The organism is Kitasatospora sp. McL0602, from assembly GCF_052076145.1.
In the GTDB taxonomy this organism is placed as follows: Bacteria; Actinomycetota; Actinomycetes; order Streptomycetales; family Streptomycetaceae; genus Kitasatospora.
Window position 1 is genome coordinate 3,380,922 of sequence record NZ_CP197246.1, and the last position, 25,688, is coordinate 3,406,609.

The following is a 25,688-nucleotide window of genomic DNA, read 5'->3' on the forward strand; positions in this document are numbered from 1 at the left end:
GTATGCGACTTCTGATGCTCGGAGGGACAGGCTTCGTCGGACGCGCCGTCGTCGAGGATGCCGTGGCCCGGGGTTGGTCGGTGACGGTGCTTCACCGAGGTACGAAGCAGACGCCCGAGGGGGCCACCGTCCTGCACGGTGACCGGACGGCCCCCGACGGCCTGGCCGCCCTCGCCCAGGGCGAGTGGGATCTGGTGGTGGACACCTGGAGCGCCCGGCCGAGCGCCGTGCGCGACTCGGCGGCGGCCCTAGCCGACCGGGCCGGGCGGTACGTGTACGTGTCGAGCTGCTCGGTGTACGCCGAGCCGGTCGACCACGCGGCGGCCGAGCTCGGCGCGGTCGTCGACAGCTCGCCGGACGCGGGGGACGACGTCGACTACGCCGCCGCCAAGAGCGGCGGTGAGCTCGCGACCGTCGCCGCCTTCGGCGAGCAGCGCTCGCTGCTCGTCCGCTCCGGCCTGATCCTGGGGCCCGGCGAGGACATCGGGCGGCTGCCCTGGTGGCTCAACCGGATCGCCCGCGGCGGCCCGGTGCTGGCACCGGGCCCGGCGGAGCTCACGCTCCAGTACGTGGACGTCCGGGATCTCGCCGGGTGGACGCTGGACGCCGCCGTGGCCGGGCTCGGCGGTGCGTACAACCTGGCCGGCAGGTCGGGCCACGGCACCATGCGGGAGCTGCTCGAAGCCTGCCTGGCCGCGACCGGCTCGGACGCGGAGCTGCGCTGGACGGCACCCGAGCTGATCACCGCCGCCGGGGTCTCGCCCTGGACGCAGCTGCCGATCTGGGCGCCGCCGGGCGAGTTCCACGACTTCCTCTACAGCACCGACGTCTCGAAGGCGTTCGCGGCGGGCCTGCACTGCCGCCCGCTCACGGAGACCGTCGCCGACACCTGGAAGTGGCTCCAGTCGATCGGCGGCGTCGCCCCCCAGCGGCCCGACCGCCCGGTGGTCGGGCTGGACCCGGCGGTGGAGGCCGCCCTGCTCGGCTAGCGAGGCGCGTACGCCCTTGCCCCCTACTCGTCGGAGGCGAGCGTCAGACCGGCCAGCTTGACGGAGGCGAAGGCCGTGGCCGCGACGGTGACGACGACGAGCAGGGGGACCGCCGCCGCAAGGCTGACGTGGGCGGGGATGGCACCGTCGGCGGCGACGGCCTTGGCGACCGACAGGCCCCACTGCTGGACGCTGAGGGTCTTGGCACCCTGGACGTAGTTGCCGACCAGGCTCTCCCAGACCAGCGCGTAACCGAGGCCCGCGACCACCGCGTGCCGGGTGACGACACCGAGCAGCAGGAAGACCGCGCTGTACGCCGCCCCGGCGACGACCGTGCCGAGGGCGAAGCCGACGGCGAGGCCGTCCTGGGTGCCGTACAGGATGAGCCCGGCCAGCAGGGTCGGGACGGCGGCGAAGGCCCAGGTGGTGACGACCGCGATGGCGAGCTTGGTCGTGATGATCTTCCAGCGGGGCAGCGGCTTGGCCAGCAGGTAGACGATCGAGCCGTCGTCGATCTCGGTGGCGATCACGCCCGTCCCGACGATCAGCCCGAGGATCGGCACCAGGGTGCCGAGGGAGAGCTCTCCGAGGATGGTGACGGCAAGGTCGTGCTTGTCGCTGCCGGAGCTCCGCCCGATGACGGAGATCACCAGCAGCAGCGCGGGGACGACCAGCAGCAGGATGCCGCGGCGGCGCCCCAGCAGGCCGCGTACGGTCAGCCTGGCGACGGTCAGGTTCACGGTTCTGGGCCCTTCGAGGGGGAGTCGGTCAGGAGGCGACGAGGTAGGAGAAGACGCTCTCCAGGGACTCGTCGGCCGGGGAGACGGTGTAGAGCCGGATGCCCGCCTCCTTGGCGACCTTCGGCAGCAGGGTGGTGAAGCCCTGGAAGTTGATCGCCTGGATGCGCAGCGCCCGCTCCTGGCCGTCCAGCTCGATACCGGCCGTCGAGCCGTCGGCGATCAGCGCGGCGGCGAGCCGGCGGTCGTCGCTGGAGCGGACGAGGTAGCGGTGCGGGCGGTCGGTCATCAGGCGGCGGATCTTGCGGAAGTCGCCGGAGGCGGCGTGCCGGCCCGCGACGACCACCTCGATGTGCCGGGCGAGCTGCTCGACCTCCTCCAGGATGTGCGAGGAGAACAGCACCGTGCGGCCGTCCGCGCCGAACTGCCGCAGCAGCTCCATGAGCTGGAGCCGCTGGCGCGGGTCCATCCCGTTGAAGGGCTCGTCGAGCAGCAGCACGGCCGGGTCGTGGACGAGCGCCGAGGCCATCTTGACGCGCTGCTTCATGCCCTTGGAGTAGGTGCCGGCCCGGCGCTCCTGGGCGTACTCCATCTCGACCAGGGCGAGCGCCCGCTTGGCCGCCGCCCCCGGGTCGGCCAGGCCGTGCAGCTCGGCGTTGGCGAGCACGAACTCCCAGCCCGTCAGGTAGTCGTACATCGACTCCCGTTCGGGGACGAGCCCGATGCTGCGGTAGACCTCCTGGTTGCGCCAGATCGGCGCCCCGTCGAGGGTGACGGAGCCCGCCGAGGGGGCGAGGAAGCCGCTCATCATGTGGATGAGGGTCGACTTGCCCGCGCCGTTCGGCCCGAGCAGGCCGGTGACACCGGGGCCGATGGTCATCGAGATGTCGTTGACGGCGACGACGTTGCCGAACCAGCGGGAGACCTTGTCGATGGTGATCGCTGCCATGACGGCTCCTCAGATCTTCCGGTAGCGACGGTCGACGGCCCAGTACGAGGCCCCGACGATGACGATCATCTCGACGGCGAAGACCACCACGCCGAGCGCGCCCGGAGCGTGCACCGCGCGGGAGTCGGTGGCCAGGCCGAAGACCTGCTTGACGAAGCCGTCGATCAGCATGCCCGGCGAGAGCATGGCCGCCCAGTTCGCGGACTCCGGAGTGTCACCGTGCAGGCCGCCGCTCAGGCCGTAGACGATGCTCGCCAGGATGTTGCTGACCACCAGCACGCCCATGATCGCGGCGATGCCGAAGCCCCGGCGCGGGGTGCTCGCCGCGATCAGCAGGCCGATCGCGGAGTAGACCAGCGCGTAGAGCAGGGCGGCGGCCAGCCCGATCAGGAAGTGGCCGGTGTTGTGGCCGAAGCTCTGCCCGCCCAGCAGCGAGCCGATGTAGAGCACCAGCAGCGGCGTCGCCATGACGATCATCATGGCGCTGACCATCGCCGCGAACTTCGCCCGGACGTAGTCGGCCCGGGTGATCGGGCGGGAGAAGTAGAGCGGCATGGTGTTGTACCGCAGATCGCGCGAGAGCAGCACGGGCGCCTGCGCGGCGACGAAGATCGCCACCAGCAGCCTGACGGTGTTCAGGAAGTCCGGGTAGTCGACTGCCAGCTCGTCGGCGGTCTGCAGGACGGCGATCACCACGATCATGGTGGCGACGAGCACCGGCAGCGCCAGCATCAGCATCGGCACCACCTTGGACTTGCCCGAGCGGCCGAGGCCGTACGCGGCCCGCAGGCTCTGGGTGAAGAGCGAGCGGGTGGCGTACGAGCGGCCGAGGCGCGGGCCCTGGTAGGCGCGGTAGCCGATGTTGTGGATCACGCCGGTGTCGGCGGCTGCGGGCACGGTGGCAGCTGCGGGCGCGGTGGCCGGCGTGGTCTCAGGAGGCAGCGACATCTGCGGCACCCCCTGTCGTCGTGTGGGCGGCGGTCATCTCGGGGGTGGCCGCCTCGGGGCGGGCGTCGGCGGTGAAGATCTCGGCGACGCGGTGACGGCGCTGCTCCAGCCGCACCAGGCCGACGCCCAGCTCGGCGACGGCGTCCCGGACGGTGTCGTACGTCTCGTCGCCGCCGATCTCGACCAGCAGCACCCGGGAGCCGTCCGGCTGCACGCTGAGCCCGGCGGCGGTGAGCCGGCTCCGCAGCACGCCCTCGACGTCGAGGGTGTGGTCGTCGGGGTGGTCGGTGACCTCGACGGCGAGCAACTGGGTGGCCTCGGTGAAGGAGGCGGTGGAGGAGGACCGCAGCAGGCGGCCGCCGTCGATCACCACCAGGTGGTCGCAGGTGCGCTCCAGCTCGCCGAGCAGGTGCGTGGTGACCAGCACCGAGATGCCGAAGTCGGTGTGGACGCGGCGGATCAGCGCGAGCATGTCGTCGCGGCCGACCGGGTCGAGGCCGTTGGTCGGCTCGTCGAGCAGCACCAACTGCGGGTCGTGGACCAGCGCCTGGGCGAGCTTGACGCGCTGCTTCATGCCGGTGGAGTACCCGCCCATCGGGCGGTAGCGCTCCTCGTACAGGCCGACGTGCCGCAGCGTGTCGGCCGTCCGTTCGCGGGCGGCGGCGGCCGGCAGGCCGGACATCCGCGCCATGTGGACGACGAACTCCGTCGCCGACACGTCCGGCGGCAGGCAGTCGTGCTCGGGCATGTAGCCGACCCGCTCGCGGATGGCCGGGCCCTCGGTGGCGATGTCCAGGCCGAGGACCTGACCGGTGCCGGAGGTGGCCGGAGCCAGACCGAGCAGAATCTTGATGAGTGTGGACTTGCCCGCGCCGTTCGCACCGACCAGGCCGACGACCCCGGGCTGCACCTCTACGGTGAGCTGATCGAGGGCGGTGACCCGGGGGAACCTCTTGGTGAGGCCGTCCGTCTTGATGACAGTGGACACGTGACCCAACCTAGTGCCCATCAGCTCAGCGGTACATGCGCTGGGATGACGAGCACCAATGGTTCTCCGGGATGACACCTGCACCGGCTACCCCTAGGGGTCGGCCGGTGGCTACCGGAGCAGATCCCCCTGCAACAGCGTCACCTGCGCGAACGCCTGCACCGGTACGCCCTTCGGATTGGTCATCACGACCGCCGCGAGCACGTCCCCCTGGCTCAGGTACGCCACCCGCCCGACCGCGTTCTTCTTCGCCCCCGCAGTCTTCTCGGTGGCCCGGAACTTCGCCTCCGGCAGGTGGACGCCCGGCCCGAGGTCCAGATCCGTCGAGGCGAGATGCGGCAGTTCGAGCGGGTCGTCGCTGACCATCTCGCGGTAGAAGGTGTCCGCCTCCGGCCCCGAGCCGAAGCCCAGCAGCCAGAGCTCGGTACGGGTGCCGTCCGGGCCCGTCCAACTGCGCCGGGCGGCCGACCGGCAGGCGTTCTCGGTGAGCAGCCTGGTGTACGTCGCCGGGTGGAGGTCGCGCGCGGCGTAGTCGGTGCAGCGGGCCCAGACCGTGCCGGTACCCGGCGGCGTCGCCGAGGGAGTGGCCGTGGGCGTACCGGACCCGGTCGGGGTCGCGGTAGCGGTAGCGGTAGCGGTCGGGCTCACGGCGGGGCTCACTGCCGGGACGACAGACGTCGCGCCCTTCGGGGCCGGGAGCAGCAGCCCGCGCAGATCCGCGAAGTGGTGGGCACGGTCGGCGACCGAGTCCGGCCGTGGCTTGCCCGACGGCAGCGGCGGCAGCACCAACGGCGCGAAGCTGTACCGGCCGTCGTTCGGTGTCCCCAACCCCGGCAGGTCGGCCCGCTCCGGGAGGGTCACGGCCACGGCGGCGGCTGCGCCCGTGAGCAGCAGCACCAGCGCCGCCGCGCCCCAGCGCAGCAGCCCGTCCGAACGCGGCCGCCGGGGCTCACCGGCGTCGAGCACGTCCGGCTGGGTCACGTCCGCCGGGGTCACGTCCGCCGGGGTCACGTCGGCGTGCGTCACGTCCGTATGCGTCACGTCTGTCTGGTCTTCGTGGTCTACGTGATCGGTCATGCGGACGCTCCTGGGCGGGCCAGCCGGTCGAGCTGCTGGGTGAAGAGGGTGACGGCCTGGCTCTTGGGCAGTGGCGCGATGCCCTCCACCTGCATCTCCACCCGGAGATCGCCCTCGGCCGCCGAGCAGACCAGGCTGTCGATCGCGTCGCCCGGCGCCGCGTACGGCAGGTAGCAGTGTGCCTCGGCATGCCCGGGGACGTCCGGGCCGGTACGGAACAGGCCCGAGTCCGAACCCAGCGCCTCGACCCAGGCGTTGTCGGCCTTCACCGCGTCCTGGTGGTACTGCAACAGCCACATCGTCACGACCAGGTTGTCCTGGGCGGCACGGTAGCTGCGCACCCCGGCGCCCTTGAGCGGCTGGTCCTGCCACTTCTGGCGGACGGCATCCTGCAACTTCTGGGGCAGACCGAGCACGGTGTCCTCGACCCAGGTCTTGCGCTGCTCGTCCGTCAGTTCGGTGTCGTTGCCATAGGCACCCGAATCCGGGCCGAGGCTGAAGCCCCCGGGCATCGGCGCCAGCAGGTCGCGCATCGAGCCGAAGTGCGTACCGTTCGACTTCGCCCCGAAGGCCGGGCTCGGCGAAGCCGAGGCCCCGGCCCCGGCCCCGGCCCCGGCGCTGGGCACTCCGGTGGGCGCCGGGGCCGCCACGGCAGCCCCGTCCGGGTACTTCACCTTCAGGATGCCGACCCCGATGCCCACGCCCAGCAGAGCGGCGACGACGACAGCCGCACCCACCCGGACGGCGAGCCCGGCGCGGCGCGGCCCCTGCTCCGGCGCCTGGTCCTGCTCTTGCTCTTGCTCTTGCTCTTGCTCTTGCTCTTGCTCTTGCGCCTGGTCCTGGTCCTGGTCCTGGTCCTGGTCCTGGTCCTGGTCGAGCTTCTCGGTGTCGGTCATGCCAGTCGCTCCCACTGACGCTTGGCGAGGTCCTGCAGCTCGTCGGCGTTGACCTGGCCCGGAGAGAACAGGCTGATCCGCATCACGACGTCGCCCCGGCGGGCCACCGCACGGCCGTAGTAGTACTGCTCGGTGCTCTCCGCGTACGTCATCTGCGTCGCGGGTGCGGTGTAGTACCCGGTGGACGTGCCGTCCAACGGGTGGGCGTCGGCCTCGGACAGCGCGTTGACCGAGCTGATGGCGTCGGCCGTGTGGTCCGAGGCGTACTGGATCAGCTCGATCCGGTACTTCACGTCGTTCTTCTCCCAGGCGACGATCGCGTCGCGACGGAAGCCGTCCGCCAGCAGGCTGGTGAACTCACGGTCGGCCTTGCCGTACGTCATGGCCTTCTCCCCCGGGCTGATCCACCCGGACATGTCGCCACGCCCGTAGTTGTCCCAGCTCCCGGCGTCGGCGGGCTTGGCGATCAGCAGCTTGCGCAGATCGCCGTCGATGCCGAGCGGCTTGGGCGCGGCCTCGGCCGCGGCCTTCGCGTCGAGCACCGAGTCGGGGTAGGTCGGCATGCTCACCTGGAGCGGTGGCAGCGGGGTGGGCCGCCTGGTGGCCTGAACGGTGTACCCGACCCCGGCGCCGAGCACCGGGCCGAGCAGCAGCGCGGCGACCAGCAGCCGGGCGGTGCGGCGGCGGCCACCCGTCGACGGGGCACCCTCCACCGGCTCAGCCCCCTCCTCCGCCTCCTTCCCCTCTGCCCTCTCGTCGGTCAAGTACGGTTCCACCAAAGGAACTTGCTCACTCTCAGGGTTCTCAGCCACCGGCGGCCAGCCGATCACGCTGACGCTTCATCGCATCCACCAGCAGCGCCTTGTCGGGCGTGCCCTTCACCATCACGGTGACCTCGTACTCGATGTCGCCGACATAGCTGACGCCGATCATCTCGCCCGTCCAGGCCTGCTGTTCGGGCTTGAGCAGCACGCCCTGGGCGTCGCTGTCACCGTCGACGTCGAAGGTGTCGCCACTCTTGAAGGACATGCCCTTGGCGAACTCCTTCGCCATCTGCCGCGACTTGAAGCGCAACAGCCTTGTCGATACCTCCTGTTGGCCGTCGAGCGTGCGGTAGTGGCGGGTGGCCGCGTCGCCCTGGTAGCCGTAGGAGTCGAGCACGGAGCTCATCTCGTCGGCGTTGTTGAACTCCGCCGCCACCTCCTTGGTGCTCAGGCTGGTGCCGTCGGCCGAGCCGTACGACTCCGCGCCGGCGGGCATCGGAATCAGGAAGTACCGGATGTCCCCACCGTGCGTGCTGCCGTCGACCGTGCCGTGCACGGTGCTGCTCGGCGCGGGCACGGGCGCCGCAGGCGCCGAGGTCTCGGACGGCACGGGTAGCGGCGACGGGCTCGAACTCGGCGACGGAGAGGGGCTGTTGTGCGGAGCAGGAGCCGCAGCGACGACCCGTCCACGGGCGCCCGACGAGTTGTCTGGCCGACCGACCGCGACGGTCACGGCAGCACTGGTCGCCGTCACCGCCAGCAGGCCGAGAGTGGTGAGCGCGATGGTCAGCGCGCGCGGCTGCCTGCGTGCGACGACAGACGGCTCAGGTTCGAGCGCGGACAAGAAGCTCCCCCAGGGCAGAAAGATCGTGTGGCGATTATGAGAGCCGCCCGGCCCGCCCACCAACAGGCTTATCTCCGGCACTCCGCCCAATGCCCCACCAAATGGGACACCCCGTGATCGAACCGTGACTGCCCGGCCCCAGCACCGGCCCCCAGCGCCTGCCCCGAGCGCCGGCTTCCGTCGCCTGACCTCAGTCGACGCCCGGCAGTGCGCCGTCGCCGGCCAGCGGTTTGAGGTCGGTCAACCAACGCGCATCGGGGTCGTATGCCGCGAAGAACGGCTTGCCGACCAACTCCGGGTTGCGTGCCTGGACGTAGTGGAGGACGAAGGCGCGCTGGCCCCCGACCTCGGTGACCCCGTCCACCTGGACCTTGCCCGGCGTCGCCGACATGATCGGCCCACGCACCGTCCGGGCCAGGCCGGAGACCTGCGCGTACGCGTCGCGGAAGATCTCGTACGCGCGCGCCAGCGGTACCGCGAAGTAGTCCTGGGGCCCGGTGTCCCGTTCGACGAACATGTAGTAGGGGACGGCGCCGAGGGAGACCAACTTCCGCCACAGGGTGGCCCAGTCCGCCGCCCGGTCGTTCACTCCCCGGATCAGCGGCGCCTGACTGCGCACCACCGCGCCGGTCGACTGCACGCGCCGCAGCGCGCGCTGCGCCTCGACGGTGTCCAGCTCCCGAGGATGCGAATAGTGGCCCATCAGCGCAAGGTTGCGTCCGCTGTCCACCACCCGCTCGAACAGGCGCAGCAGATCGTCGGCATCCGGGTCGGTGAGCACTCGGTGCGGCCAGTAGGACAGGGCCTTGCTGCCGATCCGCACCGACTCCAGATGCGGGATCTCCAGCAGCGGCTCGACGTACCGGGCGAGCACCTTGCTGCTCATGATCAGGGGATCGCCACCCGTGATGAGCACGCTGGTGACCTCGGGGTGAGCAAGTACGTACTCGCGCAGGGCAGTTGCGTCACCGTTCGCCATCCGCATGTCGGGCTCACCGACGAATTGCGGCCAGCGGAAGCAGTAGGTGCAGTACGCGTGACAGGTCTGTCCTTGACGCGGAAAGAACAGCACCGTCTCCGGGTACTTGTGTTGCATGCCCTCGACCGGAATGCCTTCGAGCAGAGGGGTGTTGAGCACCATCTGCCCGCCGGGGTGAGGATTCAGCCGCATTCGGATCTCGCGGACGTCCTCCGCCAGACGCGCCGGCGGGGCACCCTGGACCAGCAGCGCGGAGATGCGGTCGACATCGGCCTTCGGCAGCATGTCGGGCTGCGGAAAGACCAGCCGGTAGATCGGATCGGCGGGTGCCGCGTCCCAGTCGATCAGGTGGTCGACCACGTACGAATTGGTCCGGAAAGGCAGCACTTCGGCGACAGCACGAGCCCGCAGGCGGTCATTCTCGTCGAGACCGGCGCGCACGAGAAGCGCGTCGAGATGCGGCAGCGCAAGCGCACGGAAAACCGGCCGCCGATCACCGTTATCCTCCGTCACTTCCTACCTCCGCCCCATCAGATGACGCTAAGTCACCCGATACAGCGCCAATGATGCCATGGTGGACGGGCTTGAGGCGCACGAACACATCGGCGTCGGTGCCGTACTTCTCCGAGTAGGCGGCCGAAAGCAGTTGAAGCAGCCCGCCCTCGGACTCACCGATCATCTCCAGCTCGAATACCTGATCGGTTCGCCCGTCCAGCCGGACTCGCACCGGGTGTTCGCGCCGCCTGGCGAGCGCCACGACCACCCGCTGGTCGCAGACGTACAGCCCGCCGCCGTGGAGGACGTAATCCAACCGCATCGGCTCCCCCGGTACTTGGCCAGCCCCCTCCTCGAGTACCTGCACGTGGCGTGTCAGCAGCTCGTTGATCGAACGGCCGCTGCTCCACAGCTCGGCGAAGCGCTCGGAGACGAAGGAGCCCAGCGGCGTGGTGACGCGCACCTCCAACTGCTGCCCCTCACCGGAGAACCGGTCCACGGGGTAGAAGCTCACCATCATGCGTTCGCCGGAGCGGTACAACTGGATGGACGGCGCAGCCCCGTAGACCCGCACCTGCAACTGCCCCCGGCGCTCGCTGGGCAGTTGGGCCTCCAGATGCCTGAGGTCACGGAGGTTCCGCATGACCTCGTGGCGCACATCGGCGCTGAGTTCGTGGGACCGCTGCTGGGCCGCCAGCGAATCCGGGTCGAGCAGCATGATCCGGACAGTGGCACCTCGGCCGACCGCACTCCGGACCGCCTCGGCGAAGCGGTCGGCGCTCCGGCCGGAGAGCAGGTAGGAGAAAGTGTCGAGCACCTCCACGATGTCGCTGGTCTGCGCCACCTTGTCGCAGAAGGCGGGATAGTCGAGGCGGAGGTGCTCACGCACCCGCTCCTCCTCCAGCCTGGTGAGGAACGGCTGGATGATCAGAAGGGTGATCACCGTGGTGAGGAGCTCCGGAGCCAGATTGAGCAGCAGATTCTGCCGAAAATCCGGCAGCCCGCGAGCGAACCAGAGACAGAGCCCCAGACACACGGCAAGCACCGCACAGAGCAGGATCACCCGACGCCGAACCGCACCATCCCCGAACACCCGACCCCCATACGAATCCGCCCGCCGCCCGGAGCATCCCCCCACGGATCGAGCGGGCCTGTACGAACCGTGGTACCCGCACGGTCGTACGGTCATACCAACCGGCGCCCGCCATCGAGACGGTCGACCCGACCAAGCGTCAAGACAAGGAGCAGGATGACCCCGGACGACATGGAAGCGCTACTCCGCGACCCGTCCGTACCGCGGAAACTCACGGCAGTACCTGGAGGGTGAAGTTGAGCTGGAATGGAACCACGTTCGACCGGGAACTCTCGCAGGCCTTCGCCGCCGAGGGCCGGCGCTCCGAGGTCACCGCCGCCGGGGTCGCGGCCAGGTGGCGGCGGTTCGCCGAGGACTGCGTGGCCGGGTACGCCTGGGACTTGGAGGACTACCTCGACGACCTGACCCTGCGGACGACGCTCGCCGCTGTGCTCCCGGCGTCGGCCGGCCCGGAGGCGGACCAGCTGCGGGCCGCCGTCGAGCAGGACGATCTGATGCTGCACCAGGTACTGAACCGGGAGGTGTTTCCCCGGCAGCCGGCCGACCAGTGGTGGCTGAGGAACTGCCCGGCGTACGCGGCCCGACACTTCTGCGCGGAGTTCGAGCAGGCCTACGGCGTGCAGATCCAGCCGCGATCACGCTTCGACGCCGATGTGGCCGCGCTCGTCGGGTTGCTCACCGACGGCCTCACCCCGGCCCAGGCCTGCCTCGAGTTCCGGGCCTCCGGCCGTTACGCCGCCGCGACGGACGGCCTCTTCCTGCGCGCCGCCCGCGAGGCCCTCACCCTCGACCGCAGAGCCGCGCGCGCACTCTGGTCGTGGCGCACCGGAAAGACCACCGACGCCGAATTCCGGGCGGCATTCTCCGAGCCGGACATCCGATCAGCGAAAACCTCGATGGGAACTTCGATGACCTTCCGATTTGGAATCTCCGCGGCCGTCGGGCCGGTCGAGCACGATCCCACGACAGCATTCCCCATTCTCCGGTAACCCTGGAAAGCGGTCATGACTTTCAAGTTCTCGCTCATCCCCCCAACGGACCCGGTCACGCCAGATTTGACGTCTCGTACGACATGTCAGCCTTTGCCGAGCAGCTGCCGGAACTCATCCTCGGCTTGAGTTTCAGCACTCCGATGGATATCGACTTCTATTCCCAGGGGGTCGAGCGCTCGCTGAGATTCGGCTGGCATGGCGAGAAAGTCACGATCGAATGCGTGTCGCGGACTTCCTGGAGGCCATCACCCGAGACCGAGGTCGCGGATCGATCTCATTTGACCGCGTCTCCCGAGGACCAGCGCCGGCTCCTGCTGGAGAGCAGCGGCATCACTGCCCTGTCCACATCGGAAGCAGAGCACCAGCCGAGCTTGCAGGATGAAACCAGCCATGTTCTGGGGATCAAGCCGCTGATGAGCGCGGTCGCGGTGGCGCCCGAGGCTGCGCCCGGCACCGTCGGGGCGCACTGGCTGACCTGGTGACACCCAGCTGCCGAAAACTCGACCATGGGGCTCCTGGAACCTTCGTTCGTACGGACGGTGTCCTGGGTAGGGTCAAGTCCGCGTGCCGTCTCGGGGGAGGAACAGTATGGCGATCGAGCTGCCTGGTGAAGTGGCGTCGGGGCACGCCGAGATGTTCCGGTCGAGGATTGCGGGGGTGAACTTCGAATGAGCAACCAGATCGTCAAGGCACTGGAGCACGGGGCCCAGAAGCTTGAGAAGACGCTGGCCGAGGACGCCGGCAAGGCGGTGAAAGACCTCTACCGCTCGGCCGGGGAGAACCTGAAGAAGGTCGCCAGGAATGTGCGTGAGGTGGAGGAGAAGCACGCCGGTGACCTCAAGAAGATGCTCGAGGGCGGCCAGAAGGACATGCCTCGCAGCCCGCATGCGGGCAGGGGCGGTTCGGGCAGCGGCCGCACGAAGCTGAACGGCTCCGGCAAGCCTGGGCAGTCCTCGCACGGCAATCGGAAATGCCAGACCGCAGGTGACCCGGTGGACGTGGTCTCCGGTCAGATGGTCACGTCGGCGATCGATCTGGAGCTGCCCGGTCTCCTGCCGTTGGTTGTTCAGCGGTCCTACGCGTCCGGCTACCCGGGCGGCCGCTGGTTCGGGCCTGGCTGGTCCTCGACGCTCGACCAGCGTGTGCAGGTTGACGCGGACGGTGTCCACTACGCGGGGGAGGACGCGGAGATCCTGCACTACCCGCGACCCTCGCAGCCGGGGCAGAAGGTGCTGCCGTCCGAGGGAGCCCGCTGGCCGCTCACCTGGGATCCGGACACCGACACCATCCTGATCGAGGACCCGGAGACCGGATGGACCAGGCATTTCGCCGTGACTCCTGAGGCGGGATCGTTACGGTCGATCAGCGCGCTGACCGACCGTAACGGAGATCGGGTGGACTATCTCGCAGGGTCCGACGGCTTGCCGGCCGAGCTCTGTCACTCCGGCGGTTACCGCGTCGTGGTCGACACCATCCACACGGCATCGGGCCCTCGGATCGAGGCCCTGCGGCTGCTGGACGGCACGAACCATGGGCTGGGCACCACCGTGATGACGTACGGCTACGACGTCCGAGGCCGCCTGACGGAGATCACCGACTCGTCCGCCGTCGCGTCGGTCCATGTCCATGACGTCCAGGACCGCCTCACCTCGTGGACTGATCGCAACGGCTTCTGGTACCAGTACGACTACGACGCCGACGGCCGGGTGTCCCGTGCGCACGGCTCCGACGGCGTCCTCGCCGCGACCTTCGAGTACGACCCGCAGCAGCGGGTCACCACTGTGACCGACAGCCTCGGCCATCGCAGGAAGTACCACTACGACCAGTACCACCACATCACCAGGACGGTCGACGCTCTCGGCAACTCCGTCCGGGCCGAGTACGACCGCTACGGCCGCCTGCTCTCGCGCACCGACGAGCTCGGACACACCACCCGCTACACCCTGGACGCCGACGGCGATCCGATCCGGATCGACCGGCCCGACGGGACGTCGGAGACGGCGACGTACAACGAACTCCGCCTGCCCACCGAGATCACGGGCGCCGATGGCCAGCTCTGGCGGCTCACCTACGACGCCTGCGGCAACCTGCTGTCCACCGTCGACCCGCTCGGTGCCACGACCGTCTACAGCTACGACGGAAACGGTCGGCTGGCCTCCGTCACCGACGCCCTCGGCGCGGTGCGGCGCTACGAATCAAACCGGGTCGGCCTGCCGCTCGCGGCGATCGACGCGCTCGGTGCGGTCACCCGGGTGACCAGGGACGCGTTCGGCCGCGTGGTGACTCTGACCGATGCGCTCGGGGGTGTCACACGGATGGGCTGGACCGTCGAGAGCAGACCGATCTGGCGGGTCGGTGCCGACGGTGCACGGGACGAGTGGGAGTGCGACGCCGCAGGCAACCTGCTGCGGCACCTCGGCCCCGACGGGGGCGCAGTGACCTTCGAATACGGCCCGTTCGGCCAGGTGAAGGCACGTACGGATGCCGACGGTACCCGTCACGAGTTCCGCTATGACCGGGAGATGCGACTGACCGGGGTGCGCAATCCGCAGGGCGAGGTGTGGCACTACACGTACGACCCTGCCGGTCGTCTAACCGCCGAGTCGGACTTCAACGGATGCGCCCTCACCTACCGCAACGACGCAGTCGGCCGACCGATCGAGCGGATCAACGGCTGCGGACAGACTGTCAGGCTCACCCGTGATCCCGAGGGCCGCGTCACGCTGCGCCAGGCGGACGGCACTGCTCCCGCCACGTTCCGCTACGACGCGCTCGGCCGCCTGTTGGAAGCGTCAGCCGACAGTGTTGTGGTCTTCGAACGAGATGCCGTCGGCCGAGTTCTCACGGAGACCGTCGACGGGCGGTCCGTAACCAACCAGTACGACCTGACCGGCCGACGTGTCCGCCGGACCACACCGACCGGCGCGATCTCGGAGTGGACGTACGACGCGAACGGCATGCCGCGAACGCTGGCGACACTGGGCGGCGGGCTGTCCTTCGGACGCGACCTGGCAGGCCGGGAGACGACCCGTCATCTGGGCCAGGGAGCCGCTCTGACCCAGACCTGGGACGCGGCCCATCGGCTGACCGCACAGTCCGTGTGGTCGCAGATCCCCGCCGTCGGCGAGTCGCCGGCCCGGTACGACGCGCTCCAGCAGCGCACGTACGTCTACCGCTCGGACGGCCACCCGACCGCCGTCACCGACCTGGTCCGTGGCAATCGGTCGTACGGTGTCGACGCAGTCGGCCGGGTCACCACCGTGCAGGCTGCCGATTGGACGGAGGAGTACGCCTACGACGCCCTCGGGAACGTCACGATGGCGACCGGACAAGCCGAGTCCGCGGAGGATACGTCGGGTGAACGGCGCTACTCCGGAACGCTGATCCGCTCAGCCGGGCGTACCAGCTACGAGCACGACGGGCAGGGGCGACTCGTCCGGGAGACGCGGCGCACGCTCTCCGGAAAGTCTCTGGAACGAATCCTCGAATGGGATGCGTACGACCGCCTGGTCCGCGCTGTGACGGCGCAGGGCCAGACCTGGGAGTACCGCTACGACCCGCTGGGGCGACGGGTCGCCAAGCAGCGGACCGACGTGGTCGGCCCCGCCGTCACGTTCTCCTGGGACGACGACTGTCTCGCCGAACAGGCCTCCGTCTCGGCCGAGGGCCGGACCGTCATCACCACATGGGACTGGGAGCCCGGCCAGTACCGTCCGGCCGGCCAGCTCCACCGCTCATGGCCGACCGATGCCACGCAGGCGGAGGTCGATCAGCGGTTCTATGCGATCGTCACCGACGCGGTCGGTGCGCCGAGTGAGCTCGTCACTCCCGACGGGCGGATCGCTTGGTACATGACCACGGATCTGTGGGGCTCGACCGTCGCGGGTGGTGGGACGGAGACCGACTGTCCCTTGCGGTTCCCCGGCCAGTACAGGGACGACGAGACCGGGCTCGACTACAACTATCACCGGTACTACGACGCAGAGGTCGGCCGCTACGTCTCCCCCGACCCGCTGGGCCTCGCTCCGGCGCTCAACCATCACGCGTACGTCGACAACCCGTTGAGCCAGCTGGACCCGCTCGGCCTCGCCCGAGCGAAGCGGCTCCGCCCGGATCCGAACGCGGTAGGACCACACACCACCTTCCGCCGGGACGGGACGACCGGTCAGGTCACCCACTTCGCGGAGTGGGAGCCCCAGGACAACCCGCGCGACCCCGCACCGTGGAAGATGACGAAGCGGGCCGACATGGTCGGTCCGGCCCATTACGACCGGACGACCGGCGTTACGATTCCGACGCCCCATGTGAACCTTCCGGATGGAAGCGCTCGCGCAGCCGACCCGTGGGAGATAACGCCGTGCCCCTAGACGCCCTGGGCTTTATCACCGCCTGGTACACGGGTCAGTGCGACGGCGACTGGGAACACGAGTACGGCATCCGCATCGAGACGCTGGACAATCCCGGCTGGTCCGTCGAGATCGACCTCGAGGAGACCGAGCTCGACGGAGTCACTCTCGACCGCGTCGAGGCCGCTGAGGGGGGCTCCTGGATCCATGCCTGGTCCGACGGCTCGGTCTTCCACCTCCGCTGCGGACCCGGCGACCTCGGCCCTGGGCTGGAACGTTTCAGGGACTTCGCCGCCCTGCACGGGAAGGAAGGCCAGGCCTAGGGCACCACTGGGTGGACCACCGCTCTGACCGCCTGGCGATGTTCAGTGGCAGGCAATTCGCCCACTCTGCACGTCACTTCGTCGGCAGACCCGCCTCCGCCGCCAGGATGGCGAGCGCCTCCTGAAGTGCGTTGCGCTGGGCGGGGGTCAGGGCGGCGGTGAACTGCTCGTCCAACTCCCTTGCTGCGGCCGTGCATTGGGCGAGGAGGGTGCGGCCCTGGTCGGTGAGGGTGAGGATCTGGCGGCGCCGGTCATCCGGGTCGCGGACGCGTTGGACCGCGCCGAGGTGTTGGAGATGGTCGGCCAACGAGACCACCAGGCTGGGGACCACGCCGAGTCGGCCGGCCAGTTCCTGCTGTGAGGCCGACGCTTCACCGTGCGCCAGTGCGGCCATCAGGCCGACATGCTTGGGCTTGAGGTCCAGCGGCTCGACGGCCGCCGCGAACCGGTCGGCCGCGACCGTCCCCAGGGTGCCGAGCCGGAACACCGCCGTGCTGGGGATCCCGGCTTCCCCACTGCCGCCCTTGACTTCATCCATGCCTCGAAGCATACAATCAAGCAAATGATTCAGAGCTCGAATGATTTGAGGTGCGAAGAGAATGCAGACCGTACTTGTAGTCGCGAACGCCGCAGTGGCCCTGCTGTCGGGGGGCTCCTCGCTCGTCGGCCTGGTCCGGCCGTCCGTCGCGCTGGCCGAAGGCGAGCAACTCGGCGCTGCGGGAGCGTTCTTCCTGGGCGCCTACGCCGCCCGCGCGCTGCCGCTGAGCCTGGTCACCTTGGTGGTGCTGCTCGCCGGCCCGGCCGCCGCACAGGTGCCCGTGCTGGCGGTGGCCGGGCTGGCCCAGGTGGGAGACGCCGTCCTCGGCGCCCGTCGGGGCAACCGCCCGATGGCCGCCGGCTGCGTCGGCCTCGCCCTGATCCACCTGGCCTCGGCCGTCTCGCTGCTCGCCCGCTGACCGCAACGGACCTTGAAGGAGAATCACCATGACCAGCAACACCCTCGCCACCCCGGTCGCTCGCCCTCGCCGCGCCACCATCGCCATCGCCGTCGCCATCGCCGGGATCGGCTACCTCGCCGCCTGGGTGATCGGCCTGTCAGTCTGGCCGACCAACCCCGCCGTCACCGCGACCGGCCCCGAGGTGCTGGCCGGACTCGCCGGGCACACCGGAGCGGCGATCACCCAGTACGTCGCCACCCAAGGCATCGCCGGGCTCGCCCTGGCCGTGGTGGTGGCCGGCCGACTGCGCCGGCCCGCACGGCTCACCGGCTACGCCGCAGTCGCGGTCTCCCTGGTGCAGTGCGCACTCGGCGTGCAGCTGGCCGCGTACCTCGCCCCCGCGCACCAAGTCGCCGCTGCCCACAGCGCGTTCGCCCTACTCAATCGCCTCGACGGCGTGAAGATGCTGCTACTGGCGGCGACCGCACTCCTCGCCTCCGCGCCCGCCGTCCGGTCCCGGTCGGCCAACTGGATCGACTGGACGGGCCTGGCCCTGGCCGCGGCCATCACGGCCTCCGGCATCGGCTACCTCCTGCTCAGCACGGCACTCGCTCCGGCGGCGTACGTCTCCGGTGTACTGCTCCTGCTCTGGGTGACGGCCACCGCCGTCACCTCGCGCCGAATGTGACCGGGCCGGCCTCAGAGGCGCGGAGCACGGCTTGCGCCCAATCGGTCAGGCGTGGTTCGGGGCGGTCCTGACGCTGACAGTCGCACCGTCCGCGACCGAGCGGATCAGGCTCGGCACGCTCGTGACCTCGGTCAAGCCTCGTTCACCCATCACGGCCTGAGCGCCGGGAGCGCCGCTACCGACGCCAAGGGGAAAGGCAGCGACAACTCGGGAATTGTCGGGCAACTCCGAAACTCAGCCCTTCCCGCCCGTCCCCCGGGCTACGGTCGTCCGTACGTGCGATCACGGGGGGAAGCTTCGAATGAGCAACCAGATCGTCAAGGCACTGGAACACGCCGCCGAGAAGATCGGCGGCACGCTCGCCAAGGACGCCGGCAAGGCCGTCAAGGACTTCTACCACTCGGCCGGCAAGAACCTGAAGAAGGTCGCGGCCAACGTCCGCGAGACCGAGGAGAAGCACGCCAAGGACCTCGGAAAGCTCTTCGAGGGCGGCAAGCACGACGCACCCCACCCGCACACCCCTGGCGGCGGCGGCCCAGGCCACCACGGCGGCTCCCACCCCAAGGGCCGCGGGCGCGACCAGGTCAAGAGCCCCCGCACCGAAGCCCGGGAACACGACTCCCGTAAATGTCCGGGCGAGCCCGTCGACATCGCCACCGGGCGGATGTTCATCGACCAGACGGACGCCTCGCTGCCCGGATCGCTCCCGCTGCTGTTCACCCGCAACTTCGAGTCAGGGCTCCTCACCGGCCGCTGGATGGGCCCGAAGTGGCTCTGCACCTTCGACGAACGCCTCGAACTCGACGAGCAAGGCATCGTCCACATCCGGGCCGACCGCATCACCCAGGCCTACCCCCACCCCGAACCCGGCGACCCCGTACACGCCACCGCCGGTTCCCGCCACGAACTCGGCCTCGAAGAAGGCCACTTCACCATCACCGACCCAGCCACCGGCCAGGTCAAAACCTTCACCCCCACCCCCGACGGCGACGAAGCACTCCTCACAGAGGTCCGCGACCGCCACGGCCGCCACTACACCCTCGCCTACGACGCGGACGGCGCCCCGCACTCGATCACCCACTCCGGCGGCTATCGGCTCCTGGTCACCGTCGAACACGACCGCATCACCGCCCTACGCCTCGCCAACGCCACCGACACCGGCGGCGACGCCCTGCTCATGCGCTACGGCTACACCGACGGACACCTCACCACCGTCTACAACTCCTCCGGCAAGCCCATGCGCTTCGCCAACGACACCAGCGGCCGCATCCTCTCCTGGACCGACCGCAACAACTCCCAATACCACTACACCTACGACGCCTTCGACCGCATCACCGACGAAGGCGGCGCCGACGGCGCCCTGCGCTTCCACTTCACCTACGGCGACCCCGACCCCACCACCGGTCTCAAACCCCACACCGAGACCAACGCCCTCGGCCACACCACCACCTACACCGTCAACGACCACGCCCAGATCACCACCGTCACCGACCCGCTCGGGAACACCACCCACTACGAACGCGACGACCACGACCGCCTCCTCGCCGAAACCGACCCCCTCGGCCGCACCACCCGCTACCAATACGACGGCGCCGGCGACCTCGTAGCAGTCACCCACGCAGACGGCACCAGATCGACAGCTGCCTATGCGAGTGCGCTGAACCTGCCCTCTCTGGTCGTGGAGCCGGGAGGCGCGACCTGGCGGCAGGAGTACGACGGAGCCGGGCGCCGAGTCGCCGTCACCGATCCGCTCGGCGGGACCACCAGGTACGCGCACGACGAGCTCGGCCATCTCACGGCCATCACCAACCCGGTCGGTGACACGACCCGGATCAGGAGCAACGCTGCTGGTCTGCCGCTCGAAATAACCGACCCGACTGGCGCCTCCGCACGGTACGAGTACGACCCCTTCGGCCGCCTGGTGACCTTCACCGACGCGGTTGGCGGGGTGACCCGGACGGCCTGGACGGTGGAAGGCCACCTGGCTTCGCGTACGGCCGCAGACGGGGTCACCGAGGTGTGGACCTACGACGGCGAAGGCAATCCGTTGTCGTACACCGGCAGGCTTGGGATACCGAGCACGTTCGAGTTCACCCACTTCGAGACCTTGGCTGCCCGCACCGGACCCGACGGTGCGCGGATGGAGTTCAGGTACGACGCGAACATGCAGCTCGTCGCCGTCGTGGACCCTCTCGGCCGAGAGTGGACCTTTACGTACGATCCCGCCGGACGACTCGCCTCGGAGACGGACTTCGACGGACGTGTCGTCAGTTACGAGCTGGACGTGGTCGGTCAGGTGGTTTCGCGTACCGACGTGCTCGGGCAGGTCATCCGGTACCGCCATGATCTGATGGGCCGGGTCACGGAGATCGACGCGGCTGGTCGGGCCAGCCGTTTCACCTACGACGACGCCGGGCACCTGGTCCGGGCCAGCGCCCCGGACGCCGAGCTGCACCGCACCGTCGACGCCCAAGGCCGCCTCCTGGCCGAGACGGTCAACGGTCGCACGACGACCCATGCCCGGGACCAGCTCGGACGGCGGACCGAGCGGACGACTCCAGGTGGACACAGCAGCAGTTGGGCCTACAACGCCCTCGGGCTCCCGACCGCGTTGGTCACCCGGTCCGGAGCGATCAGCCTTGGTTACGATGCGGCCGGCCGCGAGAGCGACCGCACTCTCGCGGGCCGGTTGACCCTGACCCGTGACTGGGACGACCTGCACCGTCTCACTGGCCAGACCCTCCGCACCCCCGATGAGCTCCTCCAGCAGCGGGCCTACCGCTATCACTCCGACGGCAACCTGGCTGGACTCGACGACCTGCTCGCGGGCTCCCGTGCCTACGACCTTGACCCAGCCGGGCGGGTCACCGCGGTCCGGGCCTCGTCGGGGGCGGAGTCCTACGCCTACGACCCGGCGGGCAACCTGACGGACGCCGACTGGCCGGCCACCAGCGCCACGGCGGCCGCCCACGGCCCGCGCACGTACACCGGTACCCGGCTGATCGGTGCCGGGCGGGTGCGCTACGAGTACGACGCTGCAGGACGGACGACGCTCCGTCAGGTGACGAGGATCTCCCGCAAACCCGACACCTGGCGGTACAGCTGGGACGCCGAGAATCGGCTCACCCAGGTCACCACTCCTGACGGCACGCAGTGGCGGTACCTCTACGACCCGGTCGGCCGCCGCATCGCCAAGCAACGCCTCACCTCTGACCAAGGCGTCGCCGAGCAGACCGACTTCACCTGGGACGGTGCCTCCCTCGCCGAGCAGACGACGTACGCCCCGTACCTACCTGGACCCCACACGATCAGCTGGGATCACGTCGGCCTGCACCCGCTGGCACAGAGTGAGCAGCTGACCATCACGACGGTCCAGGAACCGGTCCGGACCGAGCGGCGCTTCTTCGCTGTCCTCACGGATCTCGTCGGTACCCCCACGGAGCTGATCGACCCCACCGACGACACCATTGCCTGGCGTGCCATTCCAACCCTGTGGGGTAACACGACCTGGCCGAACGACAGCAGCGCCTACACCCCACTCCGCTTCCCCGGTCAGTACTTCGACCCCGAGACCCGGCTCAACTACAACCTCCATCGCTATTACGACGCCGAGACCGCTCGCTATCTCTCACCCGACCCCCTAGGTCTCGGCGGGTCCGACAACCCGGTCGGCTACGTCGGTAATCCGCACACCTGGACGGACCCAACAGGTCTTTCACCGCACGAGGACCGGACGACCAAGCTCGCCGGCCGCGCCGTCGCCAATGCCCGAGCCGGGAAGCGCCCATTGACCAACGGCTACCACGGCCGTCTGCCGGCGGCCAAGGAGACGGAGATCATGGCCAACCCGGATGCCGTCTACGCGTCCACCGGCGGTGGCGGCCGGTGGACCTTCCGGCAGGGGCCGAACATCGTCGTCACCGAGGGCGCTGGACCTTCCCCCGGGAAGCTCGTGACCAGCTACGGCCCTGCTGGGCCCCGTGGTGAGAGCGGCGCCTCGATCTTCGGCGGCAAACCGAGCGAGCCGGGCATGCCGATGACCCATGACATGATCGTCAATGGTGAGATCCCCGTGCCCGGCGGAGGATTCCTCCCGCCCGCTGTCCAGCTCTTCCCGTCCATCCTGAACGAGGAGTGACCATGGATGTACTCCTGACCGGGGGAGTCACGGCTGTCGTCGGGCCGGGACCGGGCTCCTGCCCTCGGCCCGAGCTTCTCCTCGACGGCTCGCTGGTCACGGTCGGTCCGTACGCCGACCGGGATGCCCACGAGCAGCAGGTGCTCGACACGGACGGCAGTGTCGACTGGTTCTCCCTCGAACACGTCGACGAGCTGCGCTTCGACCGGGGCAGCGGCCTGCTGCGCAGCCTCGCTCTCCACGTGCCCGACCAACCTGCCGGACCGTGCTCGGGAGCATCGGAACTCCCGCCGCCCACCCCGGGCACGCTGCGCCTGGGCGAGACTCGGCAGTTCCACCTCCCGGCCACCACGGTCCGTCGGCACACCCCGGCCGCTCTCCTCTGCCACTACATCGACCCTGAGAGCAGTGTCGGGACGCCGTCGCTGCGGCTGCGCGTGGCCGAGGACCTCGACTTGCTCTTCACCAACGGTCGGCTCACTGGCTGGCTCCTGACCGGCCCGGCCCGCCACCTTTCCGACGGCTCCGGCCCCTCCCCGGCCGTCCAGGACGACAACGAACTCGCCGCCGCCCTTGCTCGGTTCCTCACTCTCACAACGTACCCAGCCCTGGACGCTCTGCTCGACGAGGATCCTCGAGCGCGCTTGCTCCTGGAACGGATCCATGCGGACATCCCGCTCACGGCGGGCGACTTCCTCCGCAGGGCCGTGCTCCGCGACCGGATCGACGAGCTCATCGCCGACTGGTATGGCTGAGGCCGAGGCTCCCGAGGGCCTGGCGCGAGCAGCAAGCGGCCGACGGCCGCCAGGGTCGGCACCATGCGCTTGAGTACGTTGATCTTCCCCATCCACCGGTGAGCGAGGGGCAGAAGATCTGGCGGCGAGCCGAAGACCTCGGCTTCCACTCCGCCCACACCTACGACCACCTCTCCTGGCGGTCGCTCCGGGACGAACCGTGGTTCGGCGCAGTGCCGACGCTGACGGCGGCCGCTGCGGCGACCGAGCGGATCAGGCTCGGCACGCTCGTGACCTCGGTCAAGCCTCGTTCACCTATCGCAGCCTCACCTGCGAGGACGTAGCTACCGATGCAGGAGGAAAGAATGCCGACACCCGGAAATTGTCGGGCAGCTCCGAAACTCAGCTTCTCCCGTCGGATACCCGGGCTGCGCCCGTCCATACGTTCAATCACGGGGGAAGCTTCGAATGAGCAACCAGATCGTCAGGGCGCTGGAGCACGAGACGAAGAAGGTCGGCACCGCGATCGCCAAGGGCGCGAGCAAAGCCATCAAGGACCTGTACCACTCGGCGGGCAAGAACCTGAAGAAGGTCGCGGCCAATCAGGCTCGAAGCGGTGGACGACTTCGGCTGGAGCTTCGACCGGACGATCGACAACTTTTAAGGCATCAGGATCATGACCCCACTCGAACGGCTCATCTCACTCTGCCCACCCCCGTCCACTGTTCCCGTACTTGGGGCGCGGGCAACTGCGTCCGGTCTCCGCGTTCCCCCCGGTCACGTGACCCTGACCAACCGCTACGGCCCCGGAGTCTTCGACGAGTTCATCGTCGTCTACGCCCCGAAGTGGCCCAACAAGTTCCTTGACATCGGCCGTCGGACCGAGGAATCGACCGCGATCCTGGCCGCCAAGGAAATCCCCGATATCCGGGCTCGACTCGCCGAATATGACAGCCGACCGGAGGAGCTCATCCACTGGGCGAGCACCCACAACGCGGACTCGTTCTTCTGGATTCCCACCGGTACTCCCGACCAGTGGCCGACTCTCCTGGTTGCCGCACGTCAATTCGATCAGGAAATTCTGGCCGGCGACTCGACCGACATCCTCCTGGGTCTGCTCAGCGGCTCGGTCCAGTCGGGCATCCTCCCCGGCGACTTCCCTAGCGAGGAGCCCGAGTTCGAGTCCTTGCGCTGACGCCATCGGCAGGCCGGCCGCAGGTCAGGCCGGCACTCCGCAACACGGACCGGCCTCCCGCACCGTCGCCTGCCGCGCACTCGCCAGGTTCAAGGAACTGCGGCCCGCAGACTTGTTCGACCACGCGCCCCCAATAGCCGTCGAGCTGTACTGACGCCGCACTCGCAGGGTGGGGTACATGCGCTTGAGTACGGTGATCCTCCCCATCCATCGGTGGGCGGAGGGGCAGAAGATCCGGCGGCAGGCCGAGGACCTCGGCTTCCACTCCGCCTACACCTACGACCACCTGTCCTGGCGGTCATTCCGGGACGAGCCGTGGTTCGGAGCGATCCCGACCCTGGCGGCGGCCACGACGGTGGCCGAACGGATCTGACTGGGCACGCTCGTGACCTCGGTCTTGCCCTTCTCGCCTGTCGCAGCCTGACCTGTGGAACAGTCCGGAGCTCACGCGTCGTGGCTGGCCTCGAGCCATCGGAGCCCACGGCGGCTACCTCAGTCGCCCAGGCGCCGGGACGAACCTGGTGGCAGCTGCCAGCCCAGCGGGGCCAGCGCGCTGTCTCCATGGGATCGCCACTGAGCAACACCGGCGATGTCCAGGAGATCTACGCCATGGGCAAGTTGGCGTCGCGCTCCGACAACAGAGCAAGCGGAGCAGTCGACCGCAGTAGCAGGCAACTCGCCCACTCTGCACGTCACTTCGTCGGCAGACCCGCCTCCGCCGCCAGGATGGCGAGCGCCTCCTGAAGTGCGTTGCGCTGGGCGGGGGTCAGGGTCGCGGTGAACTGCTCGTCCAACTCCCTTGCTGCGGCCGTGCATTGGGCGAGGAGGGTGCGGCCCTGGTCGGTGAGGGTGAGGATCTGGCGGCGCCGGTCGTCCGGGTCGCGGACGCGGTGGACCGCGCCGAGGTGTTGGAGATGGTCGGCCAGCGAGACCACCAGGCTGGGGACCACGCCGAGGCGGCCGGCCAGTTCCTGCTGTGAGGCCGACGCTTCGCCGTGTGCCAGTGCGGCCATCAGGCCGACGTGCTTGGGCTTGAGGTCCAGCGGCTCGACGGCCGCCGCGAACCGGTCGGCCGCGACCGTCCCCAGGGTGCCGAGCCGGAACACCGCCGTGCTGGGGATCCCGGCTTCCCCACTGCCGCCCTTGACTTCATCCATGCCTCGAAGCATACAATCAAGCAAATGATTCAGAGCTCGAATGATTTGAGGTGCGAAGAGAGTGCAGACCGTACTGGTAGCCGCGAACGCCGCAGTGGCCCTGCTGTCAGGGGGCTCCTCGCTGGTCGGCCTGGTCCGACCGTCGGTCGCGCTTGCCGAGGGCGAGCAACTCGGCGCTGCGGGATCGTTCTTCCTGGGCGCCTACGCCGCCCGCGCGCTGCCGCTGAGCCTGGTCACCTTGGTGGTGCTGCTCGCCGGCCCGGTCGCCGCACAGGTGCCCGTGCTGGCGGTGGCCGGGCTGGCCCGGGTGGGAGACGCCGTCCTCGGCGCCCGTCGGGGCAACCACCCGATGGCCGCCAGCTGCGTCGGCCTCGCCCTGATCCACCTGGCCTCGGCCACCTGGCTGCTCGCCCGCTGA

General features: G+C 69.4%; 22 protein-coding genes and 4 pseudogenes. 14 read left to right on the forward strand and 12 right to left on the reverse strand.

Features of this window, described 5'->3' with window-relative positions; translation table 11 throughout:
• The first annotated feature begins 14 nt into the window (after nucleotides 1-14).
• The gene (locus tag ACR68M_RS15260; RefSeq protein ID WP_441251039.1) at nucleotides 15-989 is read left to right on the forward strand and encodes an NAD-dependent epimerase/dehydratase family protein; all 975 of its coding nucleotides are present in this window, start codon (nucleotides 15-17) and stop codon (nucleotides 987-989) included.
• 23 nt (nucleotides 990-1,012) lie between these two features.
• On the opposite strand, the gene ACR68M_RS15265 is transcribed toward ACR68M_RS15260, so the two are convergent.
• The 10 genes and pseudogenes from ACR68M_RS15265 to ACR68M_RS15310 all read right to left on the reverse strand — a co-directional run bounded on the left by ACR68M_RS15265 (nucleotide 1,013) and on the right by ACR68M_RS15310 (nucleotide 10,729).
• A complete protein-coding gene (locus ACR68M_RS15265) occupies nucleotides 1,013-1,729 on the reverse strand; it encodes an ABC transporter permease (RefSeq protein ID WP_441251040.1) in 717 nt (238 codons plus the stop codon).
• 28 nt (nucleotides 1,730-1,757) lie between these two features.
• Nucleotides 1,758-2,609, reverse strand: a pseudogene (locus tag ACR68M_RS15270) (ABC transporter ATP-binding protein); the annotation flags it as partial.
• Nucleotides 2,610-2,684: 75 nt separating this feature from the next.
• A complete protein-coding gene (locus ACR68M_RS15275) occupies nucleotides 2,685-3,623 on the reverse strand; it encodes an ABC transporter permease (protein WP_441251041.1) in 939 nt (312 codons plus the stop codon).
• Nucleotides 3,607-4,632: an ABC transporter ATP-binding protein gene (locus tag ACR68M_RS15280; RefSeq protein WP_441251042.1), complete on the reverse strand. Its 1,026-nt coding sequence runs from the start codon at nucleotides 4,630-4,632 to the stop codon at nucleotides 3,607-3,609. Before ACR68M_RS15280 ends, ACR68M_RS15275 begins: the two co-directional genes overlap by 17 nt.
• 90 nt (nucleotides 4,633-4,722) lie before the next feature.
• Nucleotides 4,723-5,688: a hypothetical protein gene (locus tag ACR68M_RS15285; RefSeq protein ID WP_441251043.1), complete on the reverse strand. Its 966-nt coding sequence runs from the start codon at nucleotides 5,686-5,688 to the stop codon at nucleotides 4,723-4,725.
• The gene (locus ACR68M_RS15290; RefSeq protein ID WP_441251044.1) at nucleotides 5,685-6,584 is read right to left on the reverse strand and encodes a hypothetical protein; all 900 of its coding nucleotides are present in this window, start codon (nucleotides 6,582-6,584) and stop codon (nucleotides 5,685-5,687) included. The genes ACR68M_RS15285 and ACR68M_RS15290 overlap by 4 nt, the downstream gene beginning before the upstream one ends.
• On the reverse strand, nucleotides 6,581-7,348 hold the full coding sequence (locus ACR68M_RS15295; RefSeq protein ID WP_441251045.1) for a hypothetical protein: 768 nt from the start codon (nucleotides 7,346-7,348) through the stop codon (nucleotides 6,581-6,583). Before ACR68M_RS15295 ends, ACR68M_RS15290 begins: the two co-directional genes overlap by 4 nt.
• 40 nt (nucleotides 7,349-7,388) lie before the next feature.
• A complete protein-coding gene (locus ACR68M_RS15300; RefSeq protein WP_441251046.1) occupies nucleotides 7,389-8,192 on the reverse strand; it encodes a hypothetical protein in 804 nt (267 codons plus the stop codon).
• 190 nt (nucleotides 8,193-8,382) lie between these two features.
• Complete coding sequence (locus tag ACR68M_RS15305) at nucleotides 8,383-9,684, reverse strand: KamA family radical SAM protein (protein ID WP_441251047.1); 1,302 nt, start codon at nucleotides 9,682-9,684, stop codon at nucleotides 8,383-8,385.
• Entirely contained in the window at nucleotides 9,671-10,729 is a 1,059-nt protein-coding gene (locus ACR68M_RS15310; protein ID WP_441251048.1) for a hypothetical protein, read from the reverse strand. The genes ACR68M_RS15305 and ACR68M_RS15310 overlap by 14 nt, the downstream gene beginning before the upstream one ends.
• Nucleotides 10,730-10,995: 266 nt before the next feature.
• Here ACR68M_RS15310 and ACR68M_RS15315 point away from each other — a divergent pair, with 266 nt between their 5' ends.
• From ACR68M_RS15315 to ACR68M_RS15330, 4 genes are all read left to right on the forward strand, one after another.
• Complete coding sequence (locus tag ACR68M_RS15315) at nucleotides 10,996-11,748, forward strand: hypothetical protein (RefSeq protein WP_441251049.1); 753 nt, start codon at nucleotides 10,996-10,998, stop codon at nucleotides 11,746-11,748.
• An 83-nt stretch (nucleotides 11,749-11,831) separates the two neighbouring features.
• A complete protein-coding gene (locus ACR68M_RS15320; RefSeq protein ID WP_441251050.1) occupies nucleotides 11,832-12,233 on the forward strand; it encodes a hypothetical protein in 402 nt (133 codons plus the stop codon).
• Between the two features lie 186 nt (nucleotides 12,234-12,419).
• Nucleotides 12,420-16,118: a DUF6531 domain-containing protein gene (locus ACR68M_RS15325; protein ID WP_441251051.1), complete on the forward strand. Its 3,699-nt coding sequence runs from the start codon at nucleotides 12,420-12,422 to the stop codon at nucleotides 16,116-16,118.
• Complete coding sequence (locus ACR68M_RS15330; protein ID WP_441251052.1) at nucleotides 16,109-16,420, forward strand: Imm53 family immunity protein; 312 nt, start codon at nucleotides 16,109-16,111, stop codon at nucleotides 16,418-16,420. The genes ACR68M_RS15325 and ACR68M_RS15330 overlap by 10 nt, the downstream gene beginning before the upstream one ends.
• A 73-nt stretch (nucleotides 16,421-16,493) precedes the next feature.
• On the opposite strand, the gene ACR68M_RS15335 is transcribed toward ACR68M_RS15330, so the two are convergent.
• Entirely contained in the window at nucleotides 16,494-16,958 is a 465-nt protein-coding gene (locus tag ACR68M_RS15335) for a MarR family winged helix-turn-helix transcriptional regulator (RefSeq protein ID WP_441251053.1), read from the reverse strand.
• A 61-nt stretch (nucleotides 16,959-17,019) separates the two neighbouring features.
• Between ACR68M_RS15335 and ACR68M_RS15340 the strand changes: the two genes are divergently transcribed.
• From ACR68M_RS15340 to ACR68M_RS15375, 8 genes and pseudogenes are all read left to right on the forward strand, one after another.
• Entirely contained in the window at nucleotides 17,020-17,376 is a 357-nt protein-coding gene (locus ACR68M_RS15340) for a hypothetical protein (protein ID WP_441251054.1), read from the forward strand.
• Between the two features lie 28 nt (nucleotides 17,377-17,404).
• Nucleotides 17,405-18,046, forward strand: coding sequence for a hypothetical protein (locus ACR68M_RS15345; RefSeq protein ID WP_441251055.1), 642 nt, complete (start codon nucleotides 17,405-17,407; stop codon nucleotides 18,044-18,046).
• 52 nt (nucleotides 18,047-18,098) lie between these two features.
• A pseudogene (locus ACR68M_RS15350) lies at nucleotides 18,099-18,200 on the forward strand (LLM class flavin-dependent oxidoreductase); the annotation flags it as partial.
• Nucleotides 18,201-18,347: 147 nt separating this feature from the next.
• Nucleotides 18,348-22,184, forward strand: a complete 3,837-nt coding sequence (locus tag ACR68M_RS15355; protein ID WP_441251056.1) for an RHS repeat-associated core domain-containing protein — start codon at nucleotides 18,348-18,350, stop codon at nucleotides 22,182-22,184.
• Nucleotides 22,185-22,186: 2 nt separating this feature from the next.
• Complete coding sequence (locus tag ACR68M_RS15360; RefSeq protein WP_441251057.1) at nucleotides 22,187-22,939, forward strand: hypothetical protein; 753 nt, start codon at nucleotides 22,187-22,189, stop codon at nucleotides 22,937-22,939.
• Between the two features lie 63 nt (nucleotides 22,940-23,002).
• Nucleotides 23,003-23,238, forward strand: a pseudogene (locus ACR68M_RS15365) (LLM class flavin-dependent oxidoreductase); the annotation flags it as partial.
• Nucleotides 23,239-23,699: 461 nt separating this feature from the next.
• Nucleotides 23,700-24,113: a hypothetical protein gene (locus ACR68M_RS15370; protein WP_441251058.1), complete on the forward strand. Its 414-nt coding sequence runs from the start codon at nucleotides 23,700-23,702 to the stop codon at nucleotides 24,111-24,113.
• 178 nt (nucleotides 24,114-24,291) lie between these two features.
• Nucleotides 24,292-24,483 (forward strand): annotated as a pseudogene (locus tag ACR68M_RS15375) (LLM class flavin-dependent oxidoreductase); the annotation flags it as partial.
• 322 nt (nucleotides 24,484-24,805) lie between these two features.
• Here the strand turns inward: ACR68M_RS15375 and ACR68M_RS15380 are convergent.
• Nucleotides 24,806-25,270: a MarR family winged helix-turn-helix transcriptional regulator gene (locus ACR68M_RS15380; protein WP_441251059.1), complete on the reverse strand. Its 465-nt coding sequence runs from the start codon at nucleotides 25,268-25,270 to the stop codon at nucleotides 24,806-24,808.
• 61 nt (nucleotides 25,271-25,331) lie between these two features.
• Between ACR68M_RS15380 and ACR68M_RS15385 the strand changes: the two genes are divergently transcribed.
• Nucleotides 25,332-25,688, forward strand: coding sequence for a hypothetical protein (locus ACR68M_RS15385; RefSeq protein ID WP_441251060.1), 357 nt, complete (start codon nucleotides 25,332-25,334; stop codon nucleotides 25,686-25,688).

Coding starts and splice junctions, on each gene's coding strand:
- ACR68M_RS15260 (WP_441251039.1), top strand. CDS start 15: ATGCTCGGAGGGACAGGCTTCGTCGGACGCGCCGTCGTCGAGGATGCC.
- ACR68M_RS15275 (WP_441251041.1), bottom strand. CDS start 3,623: ATGTCGCTGCCTCCTGAGACCACGCCGGCCACCGCGCCCGCAGCTGCC.
- ACR68M_RS15280 (WP_441251042.1), bottom strand. CDS start 4,632: ATGGGCACTAGGTTGGGTCACGTGTCCACTGTCATCAAGACGGACGGC.
- ACR68M_RS15285 (WP_441251043.1), bottom strand. CDS start 5,688: ATGACCGATCACGTAGACCACGAAGACCAGACAGACGTGACGCATACG.
- ACR68M_RS15290 (WP_441251044.1), bottom strand. CDS start 6,584: ATGACCGACACCGAGAAGCTCGACCAGGACCAGGACCAGGACCAGGAC.
- ACR68M_RS15320 (WP_441251050.1), top strand. CDS start 11,832: ATGTCAGCCTTTGCCGAGCAGCTGCCGGAACTCATCCTCGGCTTGAGT.
- ACR68M_RS15325 (WP_441251051.1), top strand. CDS start 12,420: ATGAGCAACCAGATCGTCAAGGCACTGGAGCACGGGGCCCAGAAGCTT.
- ACR68M_RS15335 (WP_441251053.1), bottom strand. CDS start 16,958: ATGGATGAAGTCAAGGGCGGCAGTGGGGAAGCCGGGATCCCCAGCACG.
- ACR68M_RS15340 (WP_441251054.1), top strand. CDS start 17,020: ATGCAGACCGTACTTGTAGTCGCGAACGCCGCAGTGGCCCTGCTGTCG.
- ACR68M_RS15345 (WP_441251055.1), top strand. CDS start 17,405: ATGACCAGCAACACCCTCGCCACCCCGGTCGCTCGCCCTCGCCGCGCC.
- ACR68M_RS15355 (WP_441251056.1), top strand. CDS start 18,348: ATGAGCAACCAGATCGTCAAGGCACTGGAACACGCCGCCGAGAAGATC.
- ACR68M_RS15360 (WP_441251057.1), top strand. CDS start 22,187: ATGGATGTACTCCTGACCGGGGGAGTCACGGCTGTCGTCGGGCCGGGA.
- ACR68M_RS15380 (WP_441251059.1), bottom strand. CDS start 25,270: ATGGATGAAGTCAAGGGCGGCAGTGGGGAAGCCGGGATCCCCAGCACG.